Raw genomic sequence first — 23,744 nt, 5'->3', positions numbered from 1 at the left:
CGAGTTTGTTACGCCTGTTTCTTCGCAGCCGCGTTCGGTAAGAAGCCTTCCAGCACAATCAGCGCCGCGCCGATGCAGATAGCGGTATCGGCGAGGTTGAAGGTGGCGAAGTGCCAGTTCCCAACGTAGAAATCGATCATATCGACGACAAAACCATGCCACAGCCTGTCGAATAAATTCCCCAGCGCGCCGCCAATAATCAGGGCGTAGGCAATATTATTCAGCTTTTGCGTCGCCTTAGAACGATACATCAGCACCGCAAGGATCACGCAGATACCGATAGCGATACCGGCGAAGAACCAGCGCTGCCAGCCGCCGCTGTCGGCGAGGAAGCTAAAAGCCGCGCCATAGTTGCGCGCATAGTGCAGATTAAGCGATGGGAACAGCGATACCGTATCCCCCAGAGCGAAGTTCTGGAGGATCAGGAATTTACTGCCTAAATCGATAATCAGCACGGCTACGACGACCCACAGCCAGCGTAGCCCCGTTGAACAAATCGGTTTACTCATCAGGCAAACTTACGTTTTTCGCCGTCACCGGCGATGTTGCTGACACAGCGTCCGCAGATATCCGCGTGTTCCGCCACCTTGCCGATATCCGTGGTGTAATGCCAGCAGCGCGGGCACTTGTCACCTTCGGCTTTACTCAGCACGACTTTCAGGCCTTTGAGCAGTTCACTCTGCCAGGCGTCGGCCGGAGCCTGCGCATAATCGGCAACGTTCGCCCCTGAGGTCAACAGGACAAATCGCAATTCATCGCCCAGCGCGTTCAGCTTCGCCGCGAGATCGGCATCGGCGTACAGCGTCACCGCCGCTTCCAGAGAGCCACCCACCTGCTTGTCCGTACGAGCCTGTTCGATAACCTTGTTGACTTCACCACGCACCTTCAGCAGCGCGTCCCAGAAGCCGTCGTTCATCGCTTCGTCAGCGTCCAGGCCAAACAGGCCGGTATACCATTCGCCGGTAAAGACGTATTTCTCGCGGTCGCCCGGCAGGTAACCCCAGATTTCGTCAGCGGTGAAGGACATGATCGGCGCCATCCAGCGCACCAGCGCCTCGGCAATATGGTACAGCGCGGTCTGGCAGCTACGACGCGCGATGCTGTCAGCCTTGGTGGTGTACTGGCGATCTTTAATGATATCGAGCCAGAACGAGCCCATTTCGATGGAGCAGAAGCGCATCAGGCGCTGCACCACTTCGTGGAAGTCGTAGGATTCGTAGGCTTTGACGATATCGTCCTGCGCCGCTTGCGCGCAGCCTACTGCCCAGCGGTCCAGCACGACCATCTCTTCCGGTTTCACCATATCTTTTGCCGGATCGAAACCGTTGAGGTTCGCCAGCAGGAAGCGCGCGGTGTTACGGATACGACGATAGCTGTCAGCGGCGCGTTTGAGGATCTCGTCAGAGACCGCCATTTCGCCGGTGTAGTCGGTGGAAGCCACCCACAGGCGCAGAATATCCGCGCCCAGCTTGTTCATCACGTCCTGCGGAGAAACGGTATTGCCGATAGACTTGGACATCTTGCGGCCCTGGCCATCAACGGTAAAGCCGTGGGTCAGTACCTGGCGGTAAGGCGCTTTGCCCTTCATCGCGGTAGAGATCATCAGGGATGACATAAACCAGCCGCGGTGCTGGTCGGAGCCTTCCAGATACATATCGGCGGCGTGACCGGCGAACTCCGGACGCACGTCAACGACGGAAGAGTGGGTCGACCCGGAGTCAAACCAGACGTCCAGCGTATCCGGCACCTTCTCGTAGCTATCCGCGTCGGCACCGAGGATGTCGCGGGAATCGAGATCCCACCACGCCTGGATGCCGTCGACTTCTACGCGTTTCGCCACTTCTTCCATCAGTTCCAGCGTGCGCGGATGCAGCTCTTGCGTCTCTTTATGCACGAACAGCGACATCGGTACGCCCCAGGTGCGCTGACGGGAGATACACCAGTCAGGACGGTTGGCGACCATCGATTCGATACGCGCCTGGCCCCAGTCCGGGATCCACTGCACGCCTTTGATTTCGGAAAGCGACTGTTTGCGCAGACCTTTTTGATCCATGCTCACGAACCACTGCGGCGTGGCGCGGAAGATGATCGGCGTTTTGTGACGCCAGCAGCACGGGTAGCTGTGCTGCATTTTTTCAACGTGCAGCAGCGCGCCTTTTTCTGACAGCAGCGCAACGACAACATCGTTGGCTTTAAAGACGTTTACGCCGTCCAGCGTTGGATAGGTTCCCGGCAGATAGGCGCCGTCCGGGCCAACCGGGTTCGCCACTTCCAGGCCATATTTTTGACCGATGACATAGTCATCCGGACCGTGGCCTGGCGCGGTATGCACCGCACCGGTACCCGCGTCCAGCGTGACGTGATCGCCCAGGATCGCCGGGACGTCAAAATCGAGGAACGGATGCTTAAAGCGCAGCAGCTCCAGCTCGGCGCCGTTCACCACCGCCAGGATGGTGTAATCAGCAATGCCGGCGCGCTTCATCACGCTGTCGACCAGGTCTTTTGCCAGGATCAGCGCCTGACCGTCAACCTGCACCAGCGCATAGTCAAACTCCGGGGAGAGCGAGATGGCGCGGTTCGCCGGCAGGGTCCACGGGGTGGTGGTCCAGATAACCAGAGAAACCGGGCCGTTGACGTCGGCCACGCCAAATTTCGCCAGCACCGCCGCTTTATCGGCCGCGTGGAACGCCACGTCGATGGACGGAGAGGTTTTGTCGTAATACTCGACTTCCGCTTCCGCCAGCGCGGAGCGGCAGTCTACGCACCAGTGCACCGGCTTAGCGCCTTTGTGAAGATGGCCGTTGCCGATGATTTTACCCAGCGCGCGGATGATGTTGGCTTCGGTTTTGAAGTCCATGGTCAGGTACGGGTGCGACCAGTCGCCCAGCACGCCCAGACGGATAAAGTCTTTACGCTGTCCGTCAACCTGGGTGGCGGCGTATTCGCGGCACTTAGCGCGGAACTCGGCGGCGGTGAATTTCTCACCCGGCTTGCCGTACTCCTGCTCCACTTTCAGCTCGATCGGCAGACCGTGGCAGTCCCAGCCCGGTACGTACGGAGAGTCATAGCCCGCCAGCCCTTTGGACTTAACGATAATGTCTTTCAGAATCTTGTTAACCGAGTGACCAATATGAATGCTGCCATTCGCATAAGGAGGGCCATCATGCAGAATGAAGGTTTTTTTGCCTTTTTTGGCTGCACGAATGATGCCGTACAGGTCATCATCGGTCCAACGCGCCAGCATTCCCGGTTCACGCTTGGCGAGGTCGCCGCGCATCGGGAACCCTGTTTCCGGCAAATTCAGGGTCGATTTATAGTCACTCATCAGATTCTCGGTTCCGTATTTCGGTTTGATAAACACCGTCAGGGTTGTGCCTGGCCGGTTAGCCCAAAGAAGTCGCGGGCCGTTAACTCATCACGTGCGATTTGCGTTTTCAGCTCATCAAGCGACGCAAATCGCTGCTCGTTACGTATTTTTTTACGCAGTATTACATCTATATGGCGACCGTAGAGGTCCATTACAACATCCAGGAGATGAACTTCCAGCTGCTGACGCACGCCGGAGACCGTTGGACGAGTACCAATGTTGGCGACGCCCATAAAAGGTTTGTCGCCAAGCCCTGTCACTTCTACCGCATAGACCCCTTTTACCGGGGAAACCTGACGGCGCAGCGGTAAATTCGCCGTCGGGAAGCCTATTGTGCGCCCAAGCTCATCGCCGTGCACGACGCGACCGGAGATGGTAAACGGATGCCCCAGCAGCGTCTCCGCGAGGGGCAGATCGTCGTCCGCCAGCGCCTGACGTACCGCCGTGCTGCTGATGCGCACGCCGCCTTCACAGAAGGTTTGGGTACTGGTGACGTCAAAGCCGAACTCCACGCCGGCTTTTTGCAGTAACAAGAAATCCCCCTGGCGACCTGCGCCAAAGCGGAAATCATCGCCAACGGCGAGGAACTGGACGCCCAGCTGGCGCACCAGCAGTTCGCTGATAAAGTCCTGGGCGGTCAATGCCGCAAAGCGCCGATCGAAGCGCACGCACAGTACGTAATCGACGCCGCTTTCGGCCAGATAATTCAGCTTCTCACGCAGGCGCGTTAAACGCGCGGGCGCTTTATCGGCGGCAAAAAGCTCAAGCGGCTGTGGTTCAAAAATCATCACCACCACCGGTAAGCCACGCTGGCGACCTTCTGCGCGCAAACGCTGCAATAATGCCTGGTGCCCGCGATGCACGCCGTCAAAATTTCCAATGGTCAGCACACACCCGTGCGGGGCCTGACTGAGATTATGTATGCCGCGTATCAGCTTCATGTCTGGCTCAAAACAGTGAAAATCGTCCGAGTATACCTTGTACAACTGGCGACGTTAACCAGCGATTGCACCTCTTCACCGAAAGATCCCGGGAATTCATTCACTCAGCGCGAGATTGCGGGAAAATCTCTCCGGGGTCGTCGATTTTTATGGTCGAAAGGCTGTATTCGCCTGCAACAAGCTGGTAGAATCTTGCGCCATCACTACGTAATAAAGCGTTGTTAGTTTAAACGACGCTTATTTGCACAAATCCATTGACAAAAGAAGGCTAAACGGGCATTCTCCTCGGCCTTTGAATTGTCCATATAGAACACATTTGGGAGTTGGACCTTGGCTAATATCAAATCAGCTAAGAAGCGCGCCGTTCAGTCTGAAAAGGCCCGCAAGCACAACGCTAGCCGTCGCTCTATGATGCGTACTTTCATCAAGAAAGTATACGCAGCTATTGAAGCTGGCGACAAAGCTACTGCACTGAAAGCATTTAACGAAATGCAACCAATCGTGGACCGTCAGGCTGCTAAAGGTCTGATCCACAAAAACAAAGCTGCGCGTCATAAAGCAAACCTGACCGCTCAGATCAACAAACTGGCTTAATCGCCTGCTTGTTGTCGCTTTGTAAAAAAACCCGCGAAAGCGGGTTTTTTTATGCCTGTCGTTTATCACGTAATACGTCACGACTCGCGTTCTGGTTATCGCAGCCAGCTCATGCTTCCGCATGAACTGGTGCGGCGTTTTCCCGCGCGGCAAGAAACCGTTCTGGCCTATGCCTGAGGCGGCGTAAAGAGCGCCGAATAGTCGCGATGACAAATACGCTGCACCGCCGGATGCTGGATCATTCGTTCGGCAAAGATGGCGTGATACTCCTCCATGACGTTGTCCATGCGTCCGATCTCGACTATCGACTCATCGCTATAGAAATCATGCGCATAGAGCGTCGGTGCGACAAATATCGCATTGTGCGCCGCGCCGAAGGCCTTCATCAACGCCGCATCATCAAACTCGCCCAGAATTTCCACCTGCAAACCCTGCGAGTTAAACCAGTTCAGCAGCTTGCGCCCTAACATGGAACGGCGACCGGGGATCAGCAGTCGACGTTCTTCCAGACAGCCGGGGAACGGTTTTTCCGGCGGCGGATTCATGCACCAGAAGCTCACGCTGCACTCGCCGATTTTCACCGAAAACAGCCCTTCCTGCTGGGTGGAATCGATGGGGCAGTCGGAAATAATCATATCGAGTTTATGCTGGCTTAGCTGCTCCAGCAGCATTTCGTGGGTCGACTCGAAGCAGCGTAAATGGATCTGTTCATTCTCGACGACGGCGGCATCCAGTACGCCGCTCACCAACCTTTTCGACAGCGCGTCCGCAACGCCAACATCAAACAGCAGATTCGACTCTTTACGGTAGTTAACGATGTCGAGCATCTCCTGGCTCAGCGTAAACATGCGATCCGCATAGCGGAACACCAGTTCACCTAATTCGCTAGGCTCCAGCCCCCTTCCTTTGCGCTTGAACAATTTCCCCTGCAGGCGTTCTTCCAGCGCCTTTATTTGCCCGGTAATGGTCTGCGGCGTCAGGAACAGCGCTTCCGCCGCGCCAACAACGGAGCCCTCTTTGTAGACATGCCAGAAGTAATACAGGTGGTTGTAGTTGATATGCGACATGCTTCTCTCCCTGATAATGTCCAGGAGAGCCGTAGCGGCTCTCCGTGAGATGTTAAGCCGCGTAGCCCGAATCCGTTACGCGCTTACGCAATATTATGTACCCCGTGACGGCCGATAATATCGATCCAATCAGGATGCCAAGCTTGGCCCAGTTGATCAATCCGGGGTCGACGCTACCGAAGGCAAGGGTGGCAATAAAAATCGACATTGTGAAGCCAATCCCACACAGGATGCCGACAGCCATAATTTGCTTACAGGTAGTTCCTTCGGGTAACGAAGCCCATTTCAGCTTCAGCGCCAGCCAGCAGAAGACGCTAATACCCAACGGCTTGCCGATAAACAGCCCGGCAATAATACCCAACGGCAGCAGTGAGGTCAGCCCTTCGACCGTGACGCCCTGCAAAGAAACGCCCGCGTTAGCGAAGGCGAACAGGGGCAGGATCAGGAATGCCACCCACGGATGCAGCACGTGCTCAAGCTGCTTCGCCGGCGATTTGCCGTTCTGCTCTTTTAGCGGGATCATAAAGCCGACAATGACCCCGGCCAGCGTTGCGTGAACCCCCGACTTAAGAACCGCGGTCCAGAGTATGGCGCCCACCAGAATATAGATCCCGGTACGCCGTACGCCGCACAGATTTAACCCCGCCAGCACAGCAATGGCTCCGGCAGCAACAACCAGTGACACGACGGAAAGATCGTGCGTATAGAACAGCGCAATAATAATAATGGCGCCCAGATCGTCGATAATGGCCAGCGCCATCAGGAAAATCTTCAGCGCGGCGGGCACCCGATTCCCCAGCAGCGCCAGTACGCCCAGCGCGAAGGCAATATCGGTGGCGGCCGGAATTGCCCACCCTTCTCTGGCAATCGAATCCTGGCCGTTAAACGCCAGGTAGACCAGCGCCGGCACCACCATGCCGCCCAACGCCGCGACCACCGGAAACACCGCCTGGCGACGGCTGGCCAATGCCCCCTGATTCATTTCACGCTTCACTTCCAGACCGATAAGCAGGAAAAATACCGCCATCAGCGCGTCGTTAATCCACAACAGCATGTTCTTGTTGATCTCTAACGCACCTACGCGCAGCTGGACGGGCGTTTCCAGAAAAGAGCGATACAGGCCGCTGGTCATGCCGGTATTAGCTAATAACATGGCCATGATGGCGGCCAGGATTAAGATAATTCCCCCGGAAGCATCGCTCTGAAAAAAACGCTGCAGATGTTTCACTTTTACCTCACCTTATCCGCAAACAACTCGATAAAAGTATAATACATATGCGGAAACCTCGAAAAAATCAGTTTTAAATTGCCATTAGACTCGATTTTTACGAATTAACCCTCGTTAAGAGATTGGCCGTCCGATCGTCAGTGGGGGCGCTGCGTTGTCCGGGCAGGAAGTCAGAGGTACGCCAGCTCCATCCTCAACGGACCATAAGGAAAGGATCCGTATCGCCATCTTCAAGGTTATGCGTATTAGCTTAGCGTGAATGGGATGAAGCATGAGCGATTGCCGCGATCGTCGACGCTTTTTATGCCCCATAAGATATTTAAAAACTATACCAATGGGAAATCTCTCTTTACGTCATTAGCATGATTGACAGGATAATCAATATATGAATATCTCGACGATTGCTGTACCAAGAAAGTTTAAAAGGTGACTACTAATCTAATAAACACCTTTGCCCTGAAAAGTATTAAAAAGCCGTGGGTAATTTTTTCATATCTATTAAACGGCCGCCATCAATAGTTATATAGCCGCCTTTTTTCAGTTCAGAGAGAAGCTTCATGGTACGGCTACGGGATATTCCTGTTCGGCGTTGAATGAAGTTAAGCACATTAATACTTTGTCGATATTCGCTGGCATAAGCCCAAAGCTCGATTAATAACGATCTCACCTTCAGATAAGAGTCCACGCCAACCAGTTCACGATCGCGTACGCTCATGACCATCAGACGATAGGCAAGTATTCGTGCGACATCGTGCCACAGATCGCACTCATCAACAGTCTTGATAAAGTCGGGCAGAGACACTGCGCGCCCGCTGCACTTCGTTTCCGCTATCAGAAAGTGTTCTGGCCGGGTCGGAACATTGTAAGTCACCCCATAACTATCGACTAATCCGATAATGGCGGGAGCAAAAGAGGAATTAACATGAAGTCCGCTGCCACAGCGGCAAAACGAAAATATACCGGACTCCAGCAGCACAATTTTATTTTCCCCGTCTGAATTCAGTAAAAACTCATCTCCGGGAGCCAAATTAAAAGGTTTACCGAAGGGCCATAGCGAGGCGAAGAGTGCATCAAGCGCTGCATGCGGTTTAGCCTGTTGGGAAAAAAGATAGGAATGCAGGGTATTCCCATTATCATTTTCAGCAACGTCTAATTTCATTTTTCATTATTACCATAATCATAGATTACCCCAAGATATACTTAACGGAGGTTATCTTCAATTCATTATAAACATCCTCCCGGAAGTATATTTTTAGCCGCAAGCACGAAAACGCAATACTTAGCACAAAGCGCAAATTCTTAATATAAACTTCAACAACCACAAATAAATCGCAAAACAAAAAATTAACATAACAATAAAATAACTGCTGAAACTATCTCTCCCGAAATAAAAATACACTAAAAAATAGTGATTCAGAAATTAAATATTCTGAATCACTATGAACAGCGATGCATTTTTCAGGCGCTATGGCGGGGTAAATGCGACATTAACTGAAATAGGCCGGTGCGGTATAATACTCAACCATTTTATCTGCAAGCCAACCGCCATCTTCACCATTAGAGTGAATGGTGGTTATGCTTACCGTCGAGCCGCCGCCCCACAGTACTGAGAAAACATGGTAGTCGGGTAGATTCAATGCCTGCATTTGCCCCCAGTCGTAACCCTTATCCTGGCGTAAAAAGTCACCGACGGTCGCCGCGCCGTAAGTTGCGCTATTCACCGTCGTATTGAGCAGATCTGACGCGATGGTATCGAGATCGCAGCCAATACGCGCATCGCCCATGAAGAAGCTTCCGCCCGATGCGTAATGCGCGGCGGCAATTTTACTGTTGCCTTCATCCACGGTTGGCATATGGCCGCCCGGAATTTGCCACAGCATTGCCGGTTTACGCAGAGCTTTAGCCGCGTGTTTTACCATCCCCAGATAATTAAACCAGCAGGTCGCGTTCCAGGCATAGTGCGCTAATGCATCAGGGCTAAAGCAATCGCGCTCAAATTTATCAAAGGCGATAAAGTCTGGCGCATACTCACCGCTATAGACACCCAGCTCATTGATAAAGTTGGCGATAGCGGTCCCCTGCGCGGCCGGATCGGCGTTCGGCCTGAGTACCCAATCTGCCGTTCCTGTCGCCCATACGTTTGTCTGCCAGCCGAATGCCACATCCGGCGCGAACTGCCGCACAAGGTAGTTGATCGCCTGGACATAACCGTAGAGATCGTTAGAGAAAGTCGGCAACACCGGCGCGCTGAATCCCGGAAGCGCAGGCAAAGCGTTAATCGCGGCCGCCAGTTGGACATTAACCTGCATGCTATTCGCTTGACGCACCGCAGCGTAGCCATACGGCTCCTGCTGCATCGCGCCAAGAAAATCGGGGTTCAGCACAAAGGTGGCGGGAACCGGATGCTCGTCATCCTTCCAGGATTGCGCCGCGAGACACTGGGTGATGAAGTTGCCAAAATGGTTACGCAACCGCTGAGCGTCCTGGAGATCGGCGAGCGCGCTGCCGCCGCTGGCATTGGCGGTATACACCACCATGACCGGCATTACGCAACGGCCCGCCTCTTTTTCAATCTCACGTACCAGAGGAACGGTTTTGTGAATCGGGAGCGAATCATAATCAAGAAAGCCGTCGCCGTTTTTATCCACTTCCGCAGCCGGGACGGGGTCACCGCCGCCATCAAAACCATCGTATTTAAACAGGGCGCTGAAGGGGACGTCGCGGTATAGCGATACGGTGTCCGCCGCATTCACCGTCACGCCACCGTGGGCGAGATAGTTTGGCCAGCCTTTAACCTGCAAGGGAACGCCCTGAACAAACTCCAGGGTGATATGGTTGACGCTTTGCAACAGCCGCAGCGGTGCGTCCGGTTCACAGCGCCACGGCGTCCCGGAGAGATAAACCTCTGGCGCCTCAACGCTGTACTGGCCAGGAGCCATAGGCATCGCCAGCGTTTGCAGATGGGGAGTGCTCTCCAGCATCAGAGTATATTGATATTGCCCATAGCAGAACCGATAGCGCTGGGGCGAAACGCCCTCAGGCAAGCCCAGTATAGTGGCCTGAACCTCAACAAAATCATGGCTATCAACCTCCGTCTGCCGGAAACCGACGAGGACCTCTTTCGCCACCCCTTGTTCAGGGGTAAAAATAGTCGGCTGGGCGGGAGTCGTCACCATCTGGTTATTGATAACCGCAGGTTGCAAACCCATCTGATAGCGGTGCCCCGCGGTAAGCCGGGTCACCAGCTGCATTTGATTGACGGGCATTGTCAGGGTTCTTTCGCAGACGCCAGACTCCGTCCACAGCTCAACCACCATTTCCGCGCCGATGAACTCAGGGGCATCGACCGTCAGGCGTACCGAAGCCAACGGTACTGGCGGTTGATACGCAACCCGGCAGGTCTGGGCGTCATGGCCGGAAACAAGCTTAAGCGGATACGTCGCTTCAACGGGCGCGATCCGCATATCATCATTGCACAGCTCCAGCACGGTGATAGCGTAATCGCCGGCGCTAAGATCGCCGATGACTAAAGCCTGCCCCCACTCGCCGGCAAAGCGTTGTGATGTTGCGTCTGGATAGCGTAGAGCGATGGTCGGCTGGAGGGTTGTGCTTTCCGCCAACGGTGGAAACTGAATTTCAATCGTCCCCTGACGGCCAGGATCGTGCGCCAGGGTTGCGGTTAAGCCGCTCATCGTGACCGGAGTTTGGGTCGCGGAAAGAAAGAACTGCAGCTCGGCGCTGGCCCCGGCCGTCAGCCAGAACTCGCCATCATGATGAATGGTAATCGTATTTTTCTCGATGGGCCAACCGCCGTCGCTGCCCAGCGTCACGGGCTTATTGCCGAGCAAAGAACCGCTGAACGGGCTGTAAGGATCGGGATGCCCGCTGGCGGTAAACTCCAGCTTAAGTTGATTAAGATCGATAGAGTGGGAATAGAGATTGGTCAGCGTCAGGGTGACGCGCTGATACCAGCTGGTCGTACTCAGCTTGCTTGCCGCAATAACCATCCCTTCCTCTTCCTCAACCGCATCATCACCCTGCTCTTGAGGTTCCGGAGCAACCTCATCCGTTTCCTCATCAGCAGGGATATTGTCTTCAGGTTCGGGCTTCAGGCTATCAGTATCATCATCGGCGGGAACTTCAGGTTCTGGCTCAACCTCATCTGCAGCGTCATCCGTTGTCTCGTCTTGTGCCGAAGAGGCCAGAGTTAATGTGAAGGTCGAGAGTTTTACCGGAACCTGAGTGGCGGCAAAACTGAAGAATAACGTACCGCTTTCGCCCGGCTGCAGTAACAGCTGCCGGCTGTTATTAATAATGATTTCATTGACGTCAACGGTCCCCTGTGATTTACCGCTTAACGTAAGAGGCATGTCCCCTTTGAGGGTACCGCCAAAATTTCCCCACGGATCCTGATGGCCGGACCCGGTAAAGCTAATGACCGCATGATTCATATCCACGGCACGGTTATTTTCATTGGTGATGGTTAACGTGATTTTTTGATACCAGCTATTCACATCGATCTGGCTGTTTTTAATCGAGACCGTCATTGACAACACTCCTCGTTCCCTGGTGGAAAAAGCCCCGGTTTTCCGGGGCTTGTATTGTTGAACTCAATCCTTTTCCTTTAATGAAAAGGATTAGTAAGCACCAAGGTCAGTCCACGCCTGGCCCGCAGCGCAGTTCAGATCCGGCTGGTCGCCCTGAGACCACCATTTAACCTGGTAGTTATGGCCTTTCCAGCTTACCGTTTCGAATGATCCCCAGTTCCCACCGTACACGGTAGCAGCATCCCACAGCGGGTAAGGCGTAGTCGCGTCATCCCCCGAAGTCTCATCTTCTGCCGGCGTGGTATCTTCTTCCGGCTCGACTGGCACAACGCTATCTTCCTCTTCCGGCTCAGGCTGAATCTGAGACGCAGCCGGAACGGCGACCAACACGAAACGCTGCTGGGTAGAAGGCTCGCCCCAGACATCCCGGACAAACAGGGTGAACTGGAAGTTGGTTTTAACGGAAACGTCCGGAACGACGAACTCAATCACGGGAACGGTTTTGTCAGCCACGGTGATTTCAGACGGAACACCCCAGCTGAAGGTGATATCGTCTTTATCTTCGTCAGAGGATCCTTCACCGGAAAGCTGTACGGTAGAACCGCCGACGACGCGCAGTTCAACGACGGCTTTCGGCGCGTGGTTCACGTCGGTAGTCGCATCTTCTTCATCTGGTTCATCCGCCGGGTCGACGTTGATGCCTTCGAAATAGAACGGCTCCATATCGATAACTTCAGACGCTATTTCATAGCCCAGACCTTCACGGGCGGCGTTAACCAGCACGCCGTTGTCCTGGTCGATTGTCCAGGTGAACAGCGCGCCCAGGCCGAGGCTGGCGGCATATTCGCCCTTGGCTTTCACCGTGCGCGGCGTATCCAGGGACATGAACAGTTTGCTGTCAGGGTTGTAGAGGTAGTCCGCGTCGGCAACCTTGTCGGTGTAGACGTTGAAGCCGTTACGGCCTTTCTGGTTTTCCAGATCCAGGTAGTTATAAATGATGTCGTACCATTCGGTGGTACCCGATTCGAAGGAGCCTACGGTGGTGCCGGTGCCCGGGTTATAGGTGCCTTTCAGCGGGGACAGGGATTCCAGCTCCGCGTTGCGCCCGTTACGGGTGTAGGCAGCGTAACCAATGTTGATGCGCTCTGCCGGGAAGCCTTCGGACAGCAGATGGCCGACAACGGTATCCACCCCCCAGCCGCCTTCTTCCAGCGCCTTCAGGTTGGTGTGGTGGGTCACGCTCTCCGCCCACGGGGTACCGAAGAAGTCATAGGTCATGACGTTGATACCGTACAGGCCCGCTTCCAGCAGCGCATTGACGTTAGAGTAGCCGAGCGTCTTGACCACCGCCGAGCTGGCAATGGAGATTTTGACGTTGCTCAGGCCTGCGGCGTCCAGCTGCTTACGCAGTTCGCCAATCAGCAGGGCGTAGTTCTCGCCGTCTTCCGGGCCGTACGGGTTGCCAGCGCCTTCGGCGTTCGGATATTCCCAGTCGATATCCACTTCGCTGAACATCGGGAACTGTTTGAACAGTTTTACCACGCCTTTGGCAAAGACCTTACGCGCGGCGTCAGACGCGGCGGTTTCATGGAAACCGTTACTCATGCTCCAGCCGCCGATGCTCATGGACAGCACCAGGTCGTGGCCCTGCTGCTTCGCTTTGGCCTGCAGATCGCGCAGGCCGCCGAGCAGGCCTTTAGTATTACTCTGGGTCACGGTCTTCGGATCGACATCCCAGCCGCTGACGGTATGGCCAACGTTAACGTAAGACTGGAAGTCGCCCCACGGGTCGAGAAAGGTGGGCTCGTACTTCACTTTTCCGCACTGATCGGCACCTTCGGCAACCACGTCGCGCCACAGGTTGTCTACTTTGTGGAAGCCGGTCACGCCGACGAAACCGACGATGATTTTGTCGTAGGCGGTAGGAGAAACGTTGGCCAGGTCGTAGCCGCGACCGCGGTTATCTTTTGAATCATCGCCCTGCAGACGACCATCATACTGTGACCAGTCGGTGTAGTAGCCGAAGACTTTGGGTTTGGTGGTGGAAGCTTTGTATTTGTTATAGACCGGTTTAGCGACGCGAGCGGAGGTATAGCTGTATGCGCTCACTTCTGTTGCCGGGTTAAAGCCGTCTGCGGCGTTGCTGGTTTCGGTCAGCGTATCGCCTTGAATCAATTTGCTGGTAGCCATTTTTAATTTCCTTTTAAGTTTGAAAAATTGTCGCAGTTCGTTCTGCCGGGCCAATAATCCAATCCTTACGAGGCGATGGCTAATCACAAAACATCACGTTTTCGAGACAGGCTTCACGCTAATTTATGAGGCCAAAATGATAGTAATAATCTCCGGCTCATCAGCAGGTAAACGCATCTCATCAAAACGGGATTAAAACATCAGCAGCATAGTAAATATCATTAATCATCTAGTTAAATATCATTTAACTTACATGAGATTATGTGATTAAGCTCTCACCATCAAATGACATTACAATAATACGGATGACAAGTAATAGATTAAGACAATTCTCGTACAATATATTTAACGCAAGCAAACAGGATCATATCTAAAGGACGACAATATGAAAACTTATCTCATCAACGACAATTGCGTTTATAATGAAGGAAAGTATGAACTGAGAACCGCTTCCAACTCAAAGGTCATTAAAATGACGGCAATGAGGGCGAAGTGTCTTAGCTTCATCATCGAAAATGCTGATATGGATATTATTGAGCGCCAAAAAATAACCACAGAGTTATGGGGAAGTCGTAGCCATTTTGTCAATGATGCAAATTTAACGCAAATACTCTACCTGATCAGACGAGATCTGAAGTCGCTTGGAATAAACGATCTCTTTATCACCATCCCAAGACAAGGCATTCAAGTTAATAAAGAGATCCCTATTAAAGCAATGGAAAGCAAGAAGAAAGAAAACAAACGACAGGTTTTCAGAAAGACGCTGGCAGCATTAACCACGGTCTTTTCTGTCACCCTCGGTACAGTGATGTATTTGCATATTCATTAATTCAAGGAGAGAAAAAATGAACCCAATCATTGATGGCATTTTGGCGATGGAAGGTGGTTACAGCCTGAACCCGAAAGATAAAGGTGGTGCAACCAACTGGGGAATCACTGAGGCGACAGCCCGGGCCCATGGTTATACCGGTGAGATGATCAACCTGACGCGAACTGAAGCATTTTCTATTCTCGAAGAAGATTATTGGATTAAACCTGGCTTCGAGCAGATATCAACACTCTCCTACCCCATTTCCTTTGAACTCTGCGATGCCGCAGTCAATATTGGCCCCCACTATCCCTGCGTGTGGCTACAGCGCTGGCTAAATGCACTAAATCGGGAAGAAAGAAGCTACCAGGATATCAAAACCGATGGCAAGATTGGCCCCCGAACGCTCGCGGCCCTCAAGTATTTTCTGACCTTACGTGGTAAGCAGGGGGAGGAGGTATTAGTCAAAGCGCTCAACTGTAGCCAGGGCGCCTACTACCTGGATATCACTGAAAAAAATAGACAAAATGAAGAGTTCATTTTTGGCTGGATGAAAGCCAGAGTCAAATAACACGATTATTTAATTATAGCTAATAAAAGACTCAGGGATGAGCCTTTTATCATGATCGATATACATTAAAGATGTAGTTAATGTATTTTTGCGTCGTCCAGCGCTTTTTTAATTTTCTCGCCAAGAATTTTTAAAATCGGCCCTGCAAATACTCCGCCAAGACCGGCGGCGAGTAGCACCATATTAAAACTAAGCTCTTTTTCAATCGCTACAGCGCTGAGCAAAAAACTGGTAAAACAGGAAACCACCACTTGGGTCAAACAGTGCATGATTCCCTTATGGGAATGATCGTCACCCTCTTGCCTATCACGGCGGATAAGATAGCTAACAAATCCCCCCCAGGCGCCGGTAGCAATAATTGTGAACAATATTTCGACTTCCAGCAAAACGACTTCCGTGGTTTCGAGATGGTTGGGAATAGACATAGTACACTCCTTGATTAACTCATATAAAAAGGCACCACCAGAGTGTAGGTAGGTTGACTATTTTAAAATAATCAAAGAGTATCAAACCAAACCATATTTGATATAGTGTTTGAAAAGATACTCCTCAGCGACGAAATGATGACAGCGTGTGTAACCGGGAGACAACTTCGTTAATGATGGATATATTCTTACTATTTTTGTCCCATGATGCATAAATCTGTATAGATTTGAACGTGAGTTCAGGTGGCGGCTGAACAAACTTAATATCATATTTGCGCTGATTTTTATAAAAAAGTGCCAGCTTTAACGGCATTAATGCGATTAATGAGGTGCGTTCAATCATACTTAACATCCCATTAAGTGAATCGGTGCGATAGCCGATAATGCGCGATCCTTTATAATAAAGATTATCTTTAAAAAGGCCTTTATCATTTATAATCATCGGAGAATACCTACCCAGTTGATACATCGCGTGACGAGAAGAATAGAAATGATGTAATGAGATATGAGGTAAGGTACTCAGGATATGGTTGCTGGCGAAAATGCAAACAAAGCTCCTGAAGCTGTCGATAAGCTGATTATCAATTCCCGGGATATTCAACGGCTCGCTGCTAATCAGAAGATCGCATTCCGCAGTGAGTAGTAAATCAGCCAGCACCTCGCGGGAAAGATTTCGTGATGAATAATGATTTAGTAACACGTGCTCAAAGATATCGTCTGCATAAAGCTGAGAGAGGTAGTAAGTCTCAACGATATCTCCGCCTAAAATAGTCATCCTGGCGTCAGCGTTATCTTTTTTGTCGGAAATAAATGTGCTCTCTACCAATTCCATCACCTGACGGAAATTTTGATAGATTTCAATCGCCTTCGCGGTAGGTAACAAACCATCTTTACCACGAACAAACAACTCTTCCTGATAATACCCTTGTAAACGGCGGAGCGCCAATGACACGGCAGAAGGGGTAATTCCAAGTTTTTTGGCTGCTTTAGCAGCATTTCCAGCCGAAATAACAGCGTCAAGAGTCTTGATTAAATTATAATCAAAATCCTTATTGGCACCTTTCGATCCCATCCGCTGCAGGCCTCTAAAAATGAAAAAAGCAATATAGATAATACTCAAAATAAATCAATTGTTAGCCCTGATAAATAATAGGTTAATTTAAATAGTGTGGAAGCGGGATAGAAAAAAGCCCAGGCACGAAGGCCCGGGCTTGGAGAAAGTCAGGAAATAAATAGCAATTAGCGCGTCAAATCATCGAAAAATTTCTTCACGCCATCGAAGAAACTTTTAGAGCGCGGACTGTTCTTCTCACCCGTTGGCCCACCAAAGCTCTCCTGAAGATCTTTCAGCAGCTGCTTTTGTTTATCGTTAAGGCCAACCGGAGTTTCAACCACCACGCGGCACAGCAGATCGCCCTGCGCACCGCCGCGCACGGACTTCACGCCTTTACCGCGCATCCTGAACAGCTTACCTGTCTGCGTCTCGCCCGGCACTTTAAGATTTACACGACCGTCCAGCGTCGGAACCTCAATCTCTCCGCCGAGAGCGGCCATGGTGAAGTTAATCGGGACTTCGCAGTACAGATTATTTCCTTCACGCTCGAAAATGGCGTGCTGCTTAACCTGGACCTGTACATACAGATCGCCAGCAGGTGCGCCATGCTCGCCCGCTTCACCTTCACCTGCCAGACGAATACGGTCGCCGGTATCGACGCCCGCCGGGATTTTAACCGACAGCGTTTTGGTTTTCTCAACGCGACCATGACCGTGGCATTTATTGCACGGATCTTTAATCAGCGTACCGCGCCCCTGGCAATGCGGACAGGTCTGCTGAACGGCGAAGAAACCCTGGCGCATCTGGACCTGGCCCGCACCGTGACAGGTTGGGCAAGTCTGCGGCTGGCTACCCGCTTTGGCTCCGCTGCCGTGGCAAACGTCGCACTCTTCCAGAGTCGGGATACGGATCTCTTTGGTTACGCCGCGAACGGCTTCTTCGAGCGTCAGATCCATGTTATAGCGCAGGTCCGAGCCGCGCGCTGCGCGCTGGCGACCGCGTCCGCCGCCAAAGATATCACCGAAAACATCGCCAAAGATATCGCTGAAATCCGCGCCGCCACCAAAACCACCGCCGCCGCCGCCCATGCCGCCCTGCTCAAATGCGGCGTGACCGTACTGATCGTAGGCTGCACGCTTCTGGGCATCGGTCAGGATTTCATACGCTTCTTTGATTTCTTTGAATTTAGCTTCAGCCTCTTTATCACCCTGGTTACGGTCCGGGTGATACTTCATGGCCAGGCGCTTATACGCCTTTTTGATTTCACGCTCTTCCGCTGTTCTGGAAACGCCTAAAATCTCGTAATAGTCTTGCTTTGCCATTGGTGTTTTTCAGCCCCTTAACATGCGTGCACGGGCGGAGAGGAAACCTCTTCGCCCGTGCCAGTGTTTTACCCGTTCAAAGGGCGATTATTTTTTGTCTTTCACTTCTTCGAACTCAGCGTCAACAACATCGTCGTCCTTCGCGTTGCTCTCGGAAGCGTCAGCGCCGCCAGCCTGCTGCTGAGCGTGCTGCTGCTGAGCGATTTCCATCAGCTTCTGGGAAGCCTGGGCCAGCGCCTGCATTTTCGCTTCAATATCGGCTTTATCTTCACCTTTCAGCGAAGTTTCCAGCGCGGTCAGCGCAGACTCGATAGCGGTTTTATCGTCAGCCGGCAGTTTATCGCCTGCTTCTTCAACCTGCTTACGCGTGCTGTGCAGCAGGTGGTCACCCTGGTTACGGGTCTGTACCAGTTCTTCAAACTTACGGTCAGCTTCTGCGTTAGCTTCAGCATCGCGTACCATTTTCTGAATTTCTTCTTCGTTCAGACCAGAAGAGGCTTTGATGGTGATCTTCTGCTCTTTACCGCTGTTTTTGTCTTTCGCGGACACATGCAGGATACCATCAGCATCGATGTCGAAAGTCACTTCGATCTGAGGCATACCGCGCGGTGCCGGGTTGATACCATCCAGGTTGAACTGACCCAGAGATTTGTTATCCGATGCGCGTTTACGCTCACCCTGAATAACATGGATGGTTACCGCAGACTGGTTGTCTTCAGCAGTTGAGAACACCTGGCTGTGCTTGGTCGGGATGGTGGTGTTCTTATTGATCAGCGCAGTCATCACGCCGCCCATGGTTTCGATACCCAGAGACAGCGGGGTAACGTCCAGCAGCAGAACGTCTTTCACTTCACCCGTCAGGACGCCGCCCTGAACAGCAGCACCAATGGCAACGGCTTCGTCCGGGTTAACGTCTTTACGCGGCTCTTTACCGAAGAACTCAGCAACTTTTTTCTGCACCATCGGCATACGGGTCTGACCACCGACCAGGATAACGTCCTGGATATCGGATACGGACAGGCCAGCATCCTGCAGAGCAACTTTCAGCGGCTCGATGGAACGGTTAACCAGATCTTCTACCAGGCTTTCCAGTTTCGCACGGGTCACTTTGATGTTCATATGTTTCGGACCGGTGGCATCTGCGGTGATGTACGGCAGATTCACGTCGGTCTGCTGAGCGGAAGAGAGTTCAATCTTCGCTTTCTCAGCGGCTTCTTTCAGGCGCTGCATCGCCAGCGGGTCGTTACGCAGGTCAATGCCCTGATCTTTCTTAAACTCGTCAACGAGGTAGTTGATCAGACGGGTATCGAAGTCTTCACCGCCCAGGTGGGTATCACCGTTGGTCGCCAGAACTTCGAAGGTTTTTTCGCCGTCAACTTCGTCGATTTCGATAATGGAGATATCGAAGGTACCACCACCGAGGTCGTACACCGCGATAGTGCGGTTGCCGACTTCTTTATCCAGACCGTAAGCCAGCGCAGCGGCAGTCGGTTCGTTGATGATACGTTTGACTTCCAGGCCTGCAATACGGCCGGCGTCTTTGGTTGCCTGACGCTGAGCATCGTTAAAGTAAGCAGGTACGGTAATAACCGCTTCAGTTACCGGTTCACCCAGGTAATCTTCAGCCGTTTTCTTCATTTTCTTCAGCACTTCGGCAGAGATCTGCGGCGGTGCGGTTTTGGTGCCTTTCACATCAAGCCATGCGTCGCCATTGTCTGCGGCAACGATTTTGTACGGCATGATAGAAACGTCACGCTGGACTTCTTCGTCCTGGAAGCGGCGGCCAATCAGGCGTTTAATCGCAAACAGGGTATTTTGCGGGTTTGTCACTGCCTGACGTTTAGCCGGCTGACCAACCAGAGTTTCACCATCCTGGGTATAGGCAATGATAGAAGGCGTGGTGCGATCGCCTTCGGCGTTCTCCAGCACGCGTGCAGTAGTGCCATCCATAATCGCTACACAAGAGTTGGTAGTACCCAGGTCGATACCAATAATTTTACCCATCTAAACGTCTCCACTAAAAATTCAGTCAACATGTGGTTGTGAACCTGTAATAAGGGCGAAACGTGCGGTTTCAACTACCCAGACATCATTTTTTTTCAGGTTCATTCACTGCGGTTGACTACAAGATGGGGTCGCCCACCGCGGCATCAAGGGGGGATACAAAAAAATTTTTGACCTGCCCGCGCCGACGGGTGGCAAGCAGGCCTCATAAGCGGTCCGGAAAGCGGGCCTAAAAACGCACAAAATATAATTAATGATAATAATTAAAGTTAAATATATTCATAAAACAATTGACATAATCCGCAATGATTACGTGCTAAAGACAATAAAGTTCCGGTGATAAAATACCCCCCGCTATGACTCATCCAATATTCAGGAAATCCTCATGAAATCACTGATTCATATATCAGCAGGGTTATTTTTAAGCGCCGCCTTAATAACGTCAGCATCCGCTAACGATCATAAAATTTTAGGGGTTGTCGCCATGCCGCGAAATGAGACTAACGATCTCACGCTGAAGCTACCGGTATGCCGGGTGATTAAGCGTATCCAGCTCACTGCCGATCGCGGCGACATCCAGCTCTCCGGCGCGACGGTGTACTTTAAAGCCAGCAATAGCGCCAGCCAGAGCCTCAACGTTCCATCAACCATCAAACAGGGGGCAACCACCGACTGGATTAACATTAATAGCGACAACGATAACAAGCGCTGCGTAAAAAAAATCGCTTTTTCTGGCCACACGATTAACTCTTCTGACATGGCCTCGCTAAAAATCATTGGCGACGATTAATATTACTGTTCACCTTATCTGGTATTTATGAAAATTAATTATCTGGATGATGAAGACCTCTCTTTTCTTCATCGCTGTAGCGAAGAGCATCTGGAAACATTCACCCGAATTCTGACCCACAATGAGAATGGAAAGCCGCGCCTTTCAAGTACGCTATTACGTAATCAAACTTTCCAGGCGATGGCAGGGCATCCCGAACGCTATCGTCGCAACTGGCAGCTCATTGCCGGCGAGCTCCAGCACTTCGGCGGCGACAGCATCGCCAACACGCTGCGTCGTCACGGAAAGTTCTACCGGGAAATTTTGCTGGATGTTTGCAAGCGGCTAAAAATCAAAGCCGATAAGCACACCTCTACGCCGGAAATAGAACAGCATCTTCTGGAGCACTTCCTTGAACACAGCTGGAAGAAGATGGACGATCGGCAGAAAGCTGACTTCTTCACTGCCGTTGAGTGTCGGGTCAACGACCATAAAGCATTACTTCCCCATCTGCTGCAGACAAATAAGCTGGCGCAGGGCGTCAACCACCTTCTGGAAATCCGGCTGGCGAAGATCCTGCGCACGCACGCCGCGGTTAGCGTCATCGGCCACGGTCTGGTTCGCGGCGCGGGGCTTGGCGGCCCCCTCGGCGCCGCGTTTAATGGCGTCAAAGCCGTGAGCGGCAGCGCTTATCGCGTGACCATCCCGGCCGTACTGCATATTGCCTGTTTACGGCAAATGACCAGTCTTTATCAGGTGAAAAATGAAATTGGTGAAAAATACCCCGCCAGATCATAGACAGTTTCGCAGCGCCTAATTATTATGCCGCGCCCCGTCGCTGAGAGACGGGGAATGCTTCCCTTTCTAATCATTATTTTGAGGAATTATGGGCAACACTAAGTTGGCTAATCCGGCACCGCTGGGCCTTATGGGCTTCGGCATGACCACTATTCTGCTTAACCTGGCAAATAGCGGCCTGTTCGCGTTTGATGTAGCTATCCTGGCGATGGGCATTTTTTACGGCGGCATTGCGCAGATTTTTGCCGGCCTGCTGGAGTTTAAAAAAGGCAACACCTTTGGTTTAACCGCATTCACGTCTTACGGCGCTTTTTGGCTGACGCTGGTTGCTATTCTTCTGATGCCGAAAATGGGCCTTGCAGAAGCACCCAACGCGCACTTCCTCGGTATGTACCTGGGACTATGGGGCGTTTTTACCCTGTTTATGTTCTTTGGCACCCTGAAAGCCGCGCGTATGCTGCAGTTTGTTTTCCTCAGTCTGACCGTGCTGTTCGCGCTGCTGGCGATTGGTCACCTGGCTGATAACGAAGGCATCGTTAAGATTGCGGGCTGGGTCGGTCTGGTCTGTGGCGCTAGCGCCATCTATCTGGCGATGGGTGAAGTGCTGAACGAGCAGTTTGGCCGCACCGTTCTGCCAATCGGCGAAAAGCATTAATTAACGTCGCCGCTCGCGAGCGGCGACGTGAGCCCTATCGATTTACGGCAGGCGCTGCAGTTCAGCTTTCGGCGCAGCGACCTGTTGTTCCAGCCCCTGGCGCAGCCAGATCCCCAGCCCCAATCCCATCAACGACAGTGCCAGCACGTACCACGCGGGCGCCATCGGCGAAACGCCCATCAGCATGGTCACCGCAATCGGCGTCAGACCGCCAAAGATGGCGTAAGAGACGTTATAAGAGAATGAGATACCGGTAAAACGCACTTCAGCCGGGAACGCGCGCACCATCACATACGGAACCGCCCCGACCACGCCGACGCACAGCCCCACCGCACCGTAAAGCAGGAACAGGCGCTGCGGGCTATCGCCGGAAAGATGATAGAACGCCCAGCTTGCCGCCGCGAGGAATACGCTGCCGACAATAAACGTGCGGCTGGCGCCAAAACGGTCAGCGGCCAGCCCTGCCAGCAGGCAGCCGATACACAGCATGATAGTGGCAATACTGTTCGCCTGCAGGGTGATTGCGGGGGCAAAACCGTAGTGCTTTTGCAGCCAGACCGGCGACATCAGGATCACCACCACCACGCCGGCGGATAAAAGCCAGGTCAGCAGCATTGAGACCACCACCGCTTTCTGATGCTTCAGCGCGACGGCTTTAACCGGCAGCTCCTGCGCTAACGCTTTACGCTGCTGCATTTCGAGGAAAATCGGCGTCTCCTGGAGCCAACGGCGCAGATACATGGCGACAAGACCAAACGCGCCGCCTAACAGGAACGGAATACGCCAGCCGCCATCGTGGATACCCTGAGGAGTCAGATGAGTATTAATCAGCGTCGCGACGACCGACCCCAGTAATATCCCCACCGTCAGGCCAGCGGTCAGCGTACCGCAGGCGATACCTATTCTTTTTTCCGGTACATGCTCCGCCACAAAGACCCATGCGCCGGGGACTTCACCGCCAATCGCCGCCCCCTGAAGAATGCGCATAAGAAGCAGCAAAAGCGGCGCCACGATGCCTACCGACGCGTAGGTGGGCAGCAGGCCAATCGCCAGCGTAGGCAGCGCCATCAGTAAAATACTCAGGGTAAACATCTTCTTACGCCCGACCAGATCGCCAAAATGGGCCATAATGATGCCGCCAAGAGGACGAGCTAAATAGCCCGCCGCAAAAATGCCGAAGGTCTGCACCTGGCGCAGCCATTCCGGGATATCGGCCGGGAAAAATAGCTCGCCGACAACGGCGGCGAAGAAGACAAAGATAATGAAATCGTAAAACTCCAGCGCGCCGCCGAGGGCGGCCAGCGTCAGCGTTTTATAATCCTGTCGATTCAAAGGTCGGGTGTAGTGTGACATAACGGGCGATCATCCAGAGGTATGAAGATATTCTACGTACGGTGTAAAGTA

Annotated in this window: 19 protein-coding genes; 6 read left to right on the top strand and 13 right to left on the bottom strand. The window is 52.6% G+C overall.

Annotated elements, in window-relative coordinates; genetic code table 11:
- Nucleotides 1-8: 8 nt before the first annotated feature.
- From lspA to ribF, 3 genes are read right to left on the bottom strand one after another with little or no spacing between them, the layout of a single operon-like run.
- A complete protein-coding gene (gene lspA, locus ABLU87_RS17390; protein WP_004098485.1) occupies nt 9-509 on the bottom strand; it encodes a signal peptidase II in 501 nt (166 codons plus the stop codon).
- The gene (gene ileS / locus ABLU87_RS17385) at nt 509-3,325 is read right to left on the bottom strand and encodes an isoleucine--tRNA ligase (protein ID WP_122117533.1); all 2,817 of its coding nucleotides are present in this window, start codon (nt 3,323-3,325) and stop codon (nt 509-511) included. The genes lspA and ileS overlap by 1 nt, the downstream gene beginning before the upstream one ends.
- Before the next feature lie 38 nt (nt 3,326-3,363).
- On the bottom strand, nt 3,364-4,308 hold the full coding sequence (gene ribF, locus ABLU87_RS17380) for a bifunctional riboflavin kinase/FAD synthetase (RefSeq protein ID WP_122117530.1): 945 nt from the start codon (nt 4,306-4,308) through the stop codon (nt 3,364-3,366).
- A gap of 330 nt (nt 4,309-4,638) precedes the next feature.
- On the opposite strand from ribF, the gene rpsT reads away from it, so the two are divergent.
- Complete coding sequence (gene rpsT / locus ABLU87_RS17375; RefSeq protein ID WP_003018940.1) at nt 4,639-4,902, top strand: 30S ribosomal protein S20; 264 nt, start codon at nt 4,639-4,641, stop codon at nt 4,900-4,902.
- Nucleotides 4,903-5,069: 167 nt separating this feature from the next.
- On the opposite strand, the gene nhaR is transcribed toward rpsT, so the two are convergent.
- From nhaR to ABLU87_RS17350, 5 genes are all read right to left on the bottom strand, one after another.
- Nucleotides 5,070-5,969 carry a transcriptional activator NhaR gene (gene nhaR, locus ABLU87_RS17370; protein ID WP_014227863.1) on the bottom strand — a complete coding sequence of 300 codons (900 nt, stop codon included), beginning with the start codon at nt 5,967-5,969 and terminating at the stop codon, nt 5,070-5,072.
- 52 nt (nt 5,970-6,021) lie between these two features.
- Complete coding sequence (gene nhaA, locus ABLU87_RS17365; RefSeq protein ID WP_025108497.1) at nt 6,022-7,197, bottom strand: Na+/H+ antiporter NhaA; 1,176 nt, start codon at nt 7,195-7,197, stop codon at nt 6,022-6,024.
- 466 nt (nt 7,198-7,663) lie between these two features.
- On the bottom strand, nt 7,664-8,356 hold the full coding sequence (locus tag ABLU87_RS17360) for a winged helix-turn-helix transcriptional regulator (protein WP_025108496.1): 693 nt from the start codon (nt 8,354-8,356) through the stop codon (nt 7,664-7,666).
- Nucleotides 8,357-8,684: 328 nt separating this feature from the next.
- Entirely contained in the window at nt 8,685-11,744 is a 3,060-nt protein-coding gene (locus tag ABLU87_RS17355; protein WP_122117939.1) for a chitinase, read from the bottom strand.
- A gap of 90 nt (nt 11,745-11,834) precedes the next feature.
- Entirely contained in the window at nt 11,835-13,934 is a 2,100-nt protein-coding gene (locus ABLU87_RS17350; protein WP_348865966.1) for a glycosyl hydrolase family 18 protein, read from the bottom strand.
- 385 nt (nt 13,935-14,319) lie between these two features.
- On the opposite strand from ABLU87_RS17350, the gene ABLU87_RS17345 reads away from it, so the two are divergent.
- Nucleotides 14,320-14,763: a transcriptional regulator gene (locus ABLU87_RS17345; RefSeq protein WP_014227858.1), complete on the top strand. Its 444-nt coding sequence runs from the start codon at nt 14,320-14,322 to the stop codon at nt 14,761-14,763.
- Nucleotides 14,764-14,779: 16 nt separating this feature from the next.
- On the top strand, nt 14,780-15,313 hold the full coding sequence (locus tag ABLU87_RS17340) for a glycoside hydrolase family 108 protein (RefSeq protein WP_025106853.1): 534 nt from the start codon (nt 14,780-14,782) through the stop codon (nt 15,311-15,313).
- Nucleotides 15,314-15,390: 77 nt separating this feature from the next.
- Here the strand turns inward: ABLU87_RS17340 and ABLU87_RS17335 are convergent, their stop codons facing one another.
- The 4 genes from ABLU87_RS17335 to dnaK form a co-directional block, all read right to left on the bottom strand.
- Complete coding sequence (locus ABLU87_RS17335) at nt 15,391-15,738, bottom strand: phage holin family protein (RefSeq protein ID WP_014227856.1); 348 nt, start codon at nt 15,736-15,738, stop codon at nt 15,391-15,393.
- A gap of 124 nt (nt 15,739-15,862) precedes the next feature.
- Nucleotides 15,863-16,810 carry a LysR family transcriptional regulator gene (locus ABLU87_RS17330; RefSeq protein ID WP_025106854.1) on the bottom strand — a complete coding sequence of 316 codons (948 nt, stop codon included), beginning with the start codon at nt 16,808-16,810 and terminating at the stop codon, nt 15,863-15,865.
- Nucleotides 16,811-16,977: 167 nt separating this feature from the next.
- The gene (dnaJ, locus tag ABLU87_RS17325) at nt 16,978-18,114 is read right to left on the bottom strand and encodes a molecular chaperone DnaJ (protein ID WP_014837364.1); all 1,137 of its coding nucleotides are present in this window, start codon (nt 18,112-18,114) and stop codon (nt 16,978-16,980) included.
- Between the two features lie 87 nt (nt 18,115-18,201).
- Complete coding sequence (gene dnaK, locus ABLU87_RS17320) at nt 18,202-20,118, bottom strand: molecular chaperone DnaK (protein WP_004128758.1); 1,917 nt, start codon at nt 20,116-20,118, stop codon at nt 18,202-18,204.
- A gap of 385 nt (nt 20,119-20,503) precedes the next feature.
- Here dnaK and ABLU87_RS17315 point away from each other — a divergent pair, with 385 nt between their 5' ends.
- The 3 genes from ABLU87_RS17315 (at nt 20,504) to satP (ending at nt 22,340) form a co-directional block, all read left to right on the top strand.
- Nucleotides 20,504-20,908, top strand: coding sequence for a DUF2541 family protein (locus ABLU87_RS17315; protein ID WP_049080694.1), 405 nt, complete (start codon nt 20,504-20,506; stop codon nt 20,906-20,908).
- 27 nt (nt 20,909-20,935) lie between these two features.
- On the top strand, nt 20,936-21,685 hold the full coding sequence (gene msyB, locus ABLU87_RS17310) for an acidic protein MsyB (RefSeq protein ID WP_049082063.1): 750 nt from the start codon (nt 20,936-20,938) through the stop codon (nt 21,683-21,685).
- Nucleotides 21,686-21,773: 88 nt separating this feature from the next.
- On the top strand, nt 21,774-22,340 hold the full coding sequence (satP, locus tag ABLU87_RS17305; RefSeq protein ID WP_014227851.1) for an acetate uptake transporter: 567 nt from the start codon (nt 21,774-21,776) through the stop codon (nt 22,338-22,340).
- A 42-nt stretch (nt 22,341-22,382) separates the two neighbouring features.
- Here satP and ABLU87_RS17300 read toward each other — a convergent pair whose 3' ends face one another.
- Nucleotides 22,383-23,693, bottom strand: a complete 1,311-nt coding sequence (locus ABLU87_RS17300; protein ID WP_014227850.1) for an MFS transporter — start codon at nt 23,691-23,693, stop codon at nt 22,383-22,385.
- Nucleotides 23,694-23,744 lie beyond the last annotated feature (51 nt).

This window comes from Klebsiella sp. CB_Kp196 (assembly GCF_040061575.1).
Taxonomy (GTDB): Bacteria; Pseudomonadota; Gammaproteobacteria; order Enterobacterales; family Enterobacteriaceae; genus Klebsiella; species Klebsiella michiganensis.
This window is presented reverse-complemented; position numbering and strand designations above follow the sequence as displayed.

Bases quoted from the DNA above. Each gene is read 5' to 3' on its own strand.
- ABLU87_RS17300 (WP_014227850.1), bottom strand. From the start codon at position 23,693: ATGTCACACTACACCCGACCTTTGAATCGACAGGATTATAAAACGCTG.
- ABLU87_RS17350 (WP_348865966.1), bottom strand. From the start codon at position 13,934: ATGGCTACCAGCAAATTGATTCAAGGCGATACGCTGACCGAAACCAGC.
- ABLU87_RS17340 (WP_025106853.1), top strand. From the start codon at position 14,780: ATGAACCCAATCATTGATGGCATTTTGGCGATGGAAGGTGGTTACAGC.
- dnaJ (WP_014837364.1), bottom strand. From the start codon at position 18,114: ATGGCAAAGCAAGACTATTACGAGATTTTAGGCGTTTCCAGAACAGCG.
- nhaR (WP_014227863.1), bottom strand. From the start codon at position 5,969: ATGTCGCATATCAACTACAACCACCTGTATTACTTCTGGCATGTCTAC.
- lspA (WP_004098485.1), bottom strand. From the start codon at position 509: ATGAGTAAACCGATTTGTTCAACGGGGCTACGCTGGCTGTGGGTCGTC.
- ribF (WP_122117530.1), bottom strand. From the start codon at position 4,308: ATGAAGCTGATACGCGGCATACATAATCTCAGTCAGGCCCCGCACGGG.
- ABLU87_RS17355 (WP_122117939.1), bottom strand. From the start codon at position 11,744: ATGACGGTCTCGATTAAAAACAGCCAGATCGATGTGAATAGCTGGTAT.
- ABLU87_RS17330 (WP_025106854.1), bottom strand. From the start codon at position 16,810: ATGGGATCGAAAGGTGCCAATAAGGATTTTGATTATAATTTAATCAAG.
- ABLU87_RS17360 (WP_025108496.1), bottom strand. From the start codon at position 8,356: ATGAAATTAGACGTTGCTGAAAATGATAATGGGAATACCCTGCATTCC.
- msyB (WP_049082063.1), top strand. From the start codon at position 20,936: ATGAAAATTAATTATCTGGATGATGAAGACCTCTCTTTTCTTCATCGC.
- ABLU87_RS17345 (WP_014227858.1), top strand. From the start codon at position 14,320: ATGAAAACTTATCTCATCAACGACAATTGCGTTTATAATGAAGGAAAG.
- ABLU87_RS17335 (WP_014227856.1), bottom strand. From the start codon at position 15,738: ATGTCTATTCCCAACCATCTCGAAACCACGGAAGTCGTTTTGCTGGAA.
- ABLU87_RS17315 (WP_049080694.1), top strand. From the start codon at position 20,504: ATGAAATCACTGATTCATATATCAGCAGGGTTATTTTTAAGCGCCGCC.
- satP (WP_014227851.1), top strand. From the start codon at position 21,774: ATGGGCAACACTAAGTTGGCTAATCCGGCACCGCTGGGCCTTATGGGC.
- dnaK (WP_004128758.1), bottom strand. From the start codon at position 20,118: ATGGGTAAAATTATTGGTATCGACCTGGGTACTACCAACTCTTGTGTA.
- ileS (WP_122117533.1), bottom strand. From the start codon at position 3,325: ATGAGTGACTATAAATCGACCCTGAATTTGCCGGAAACAGGGTTCCCG.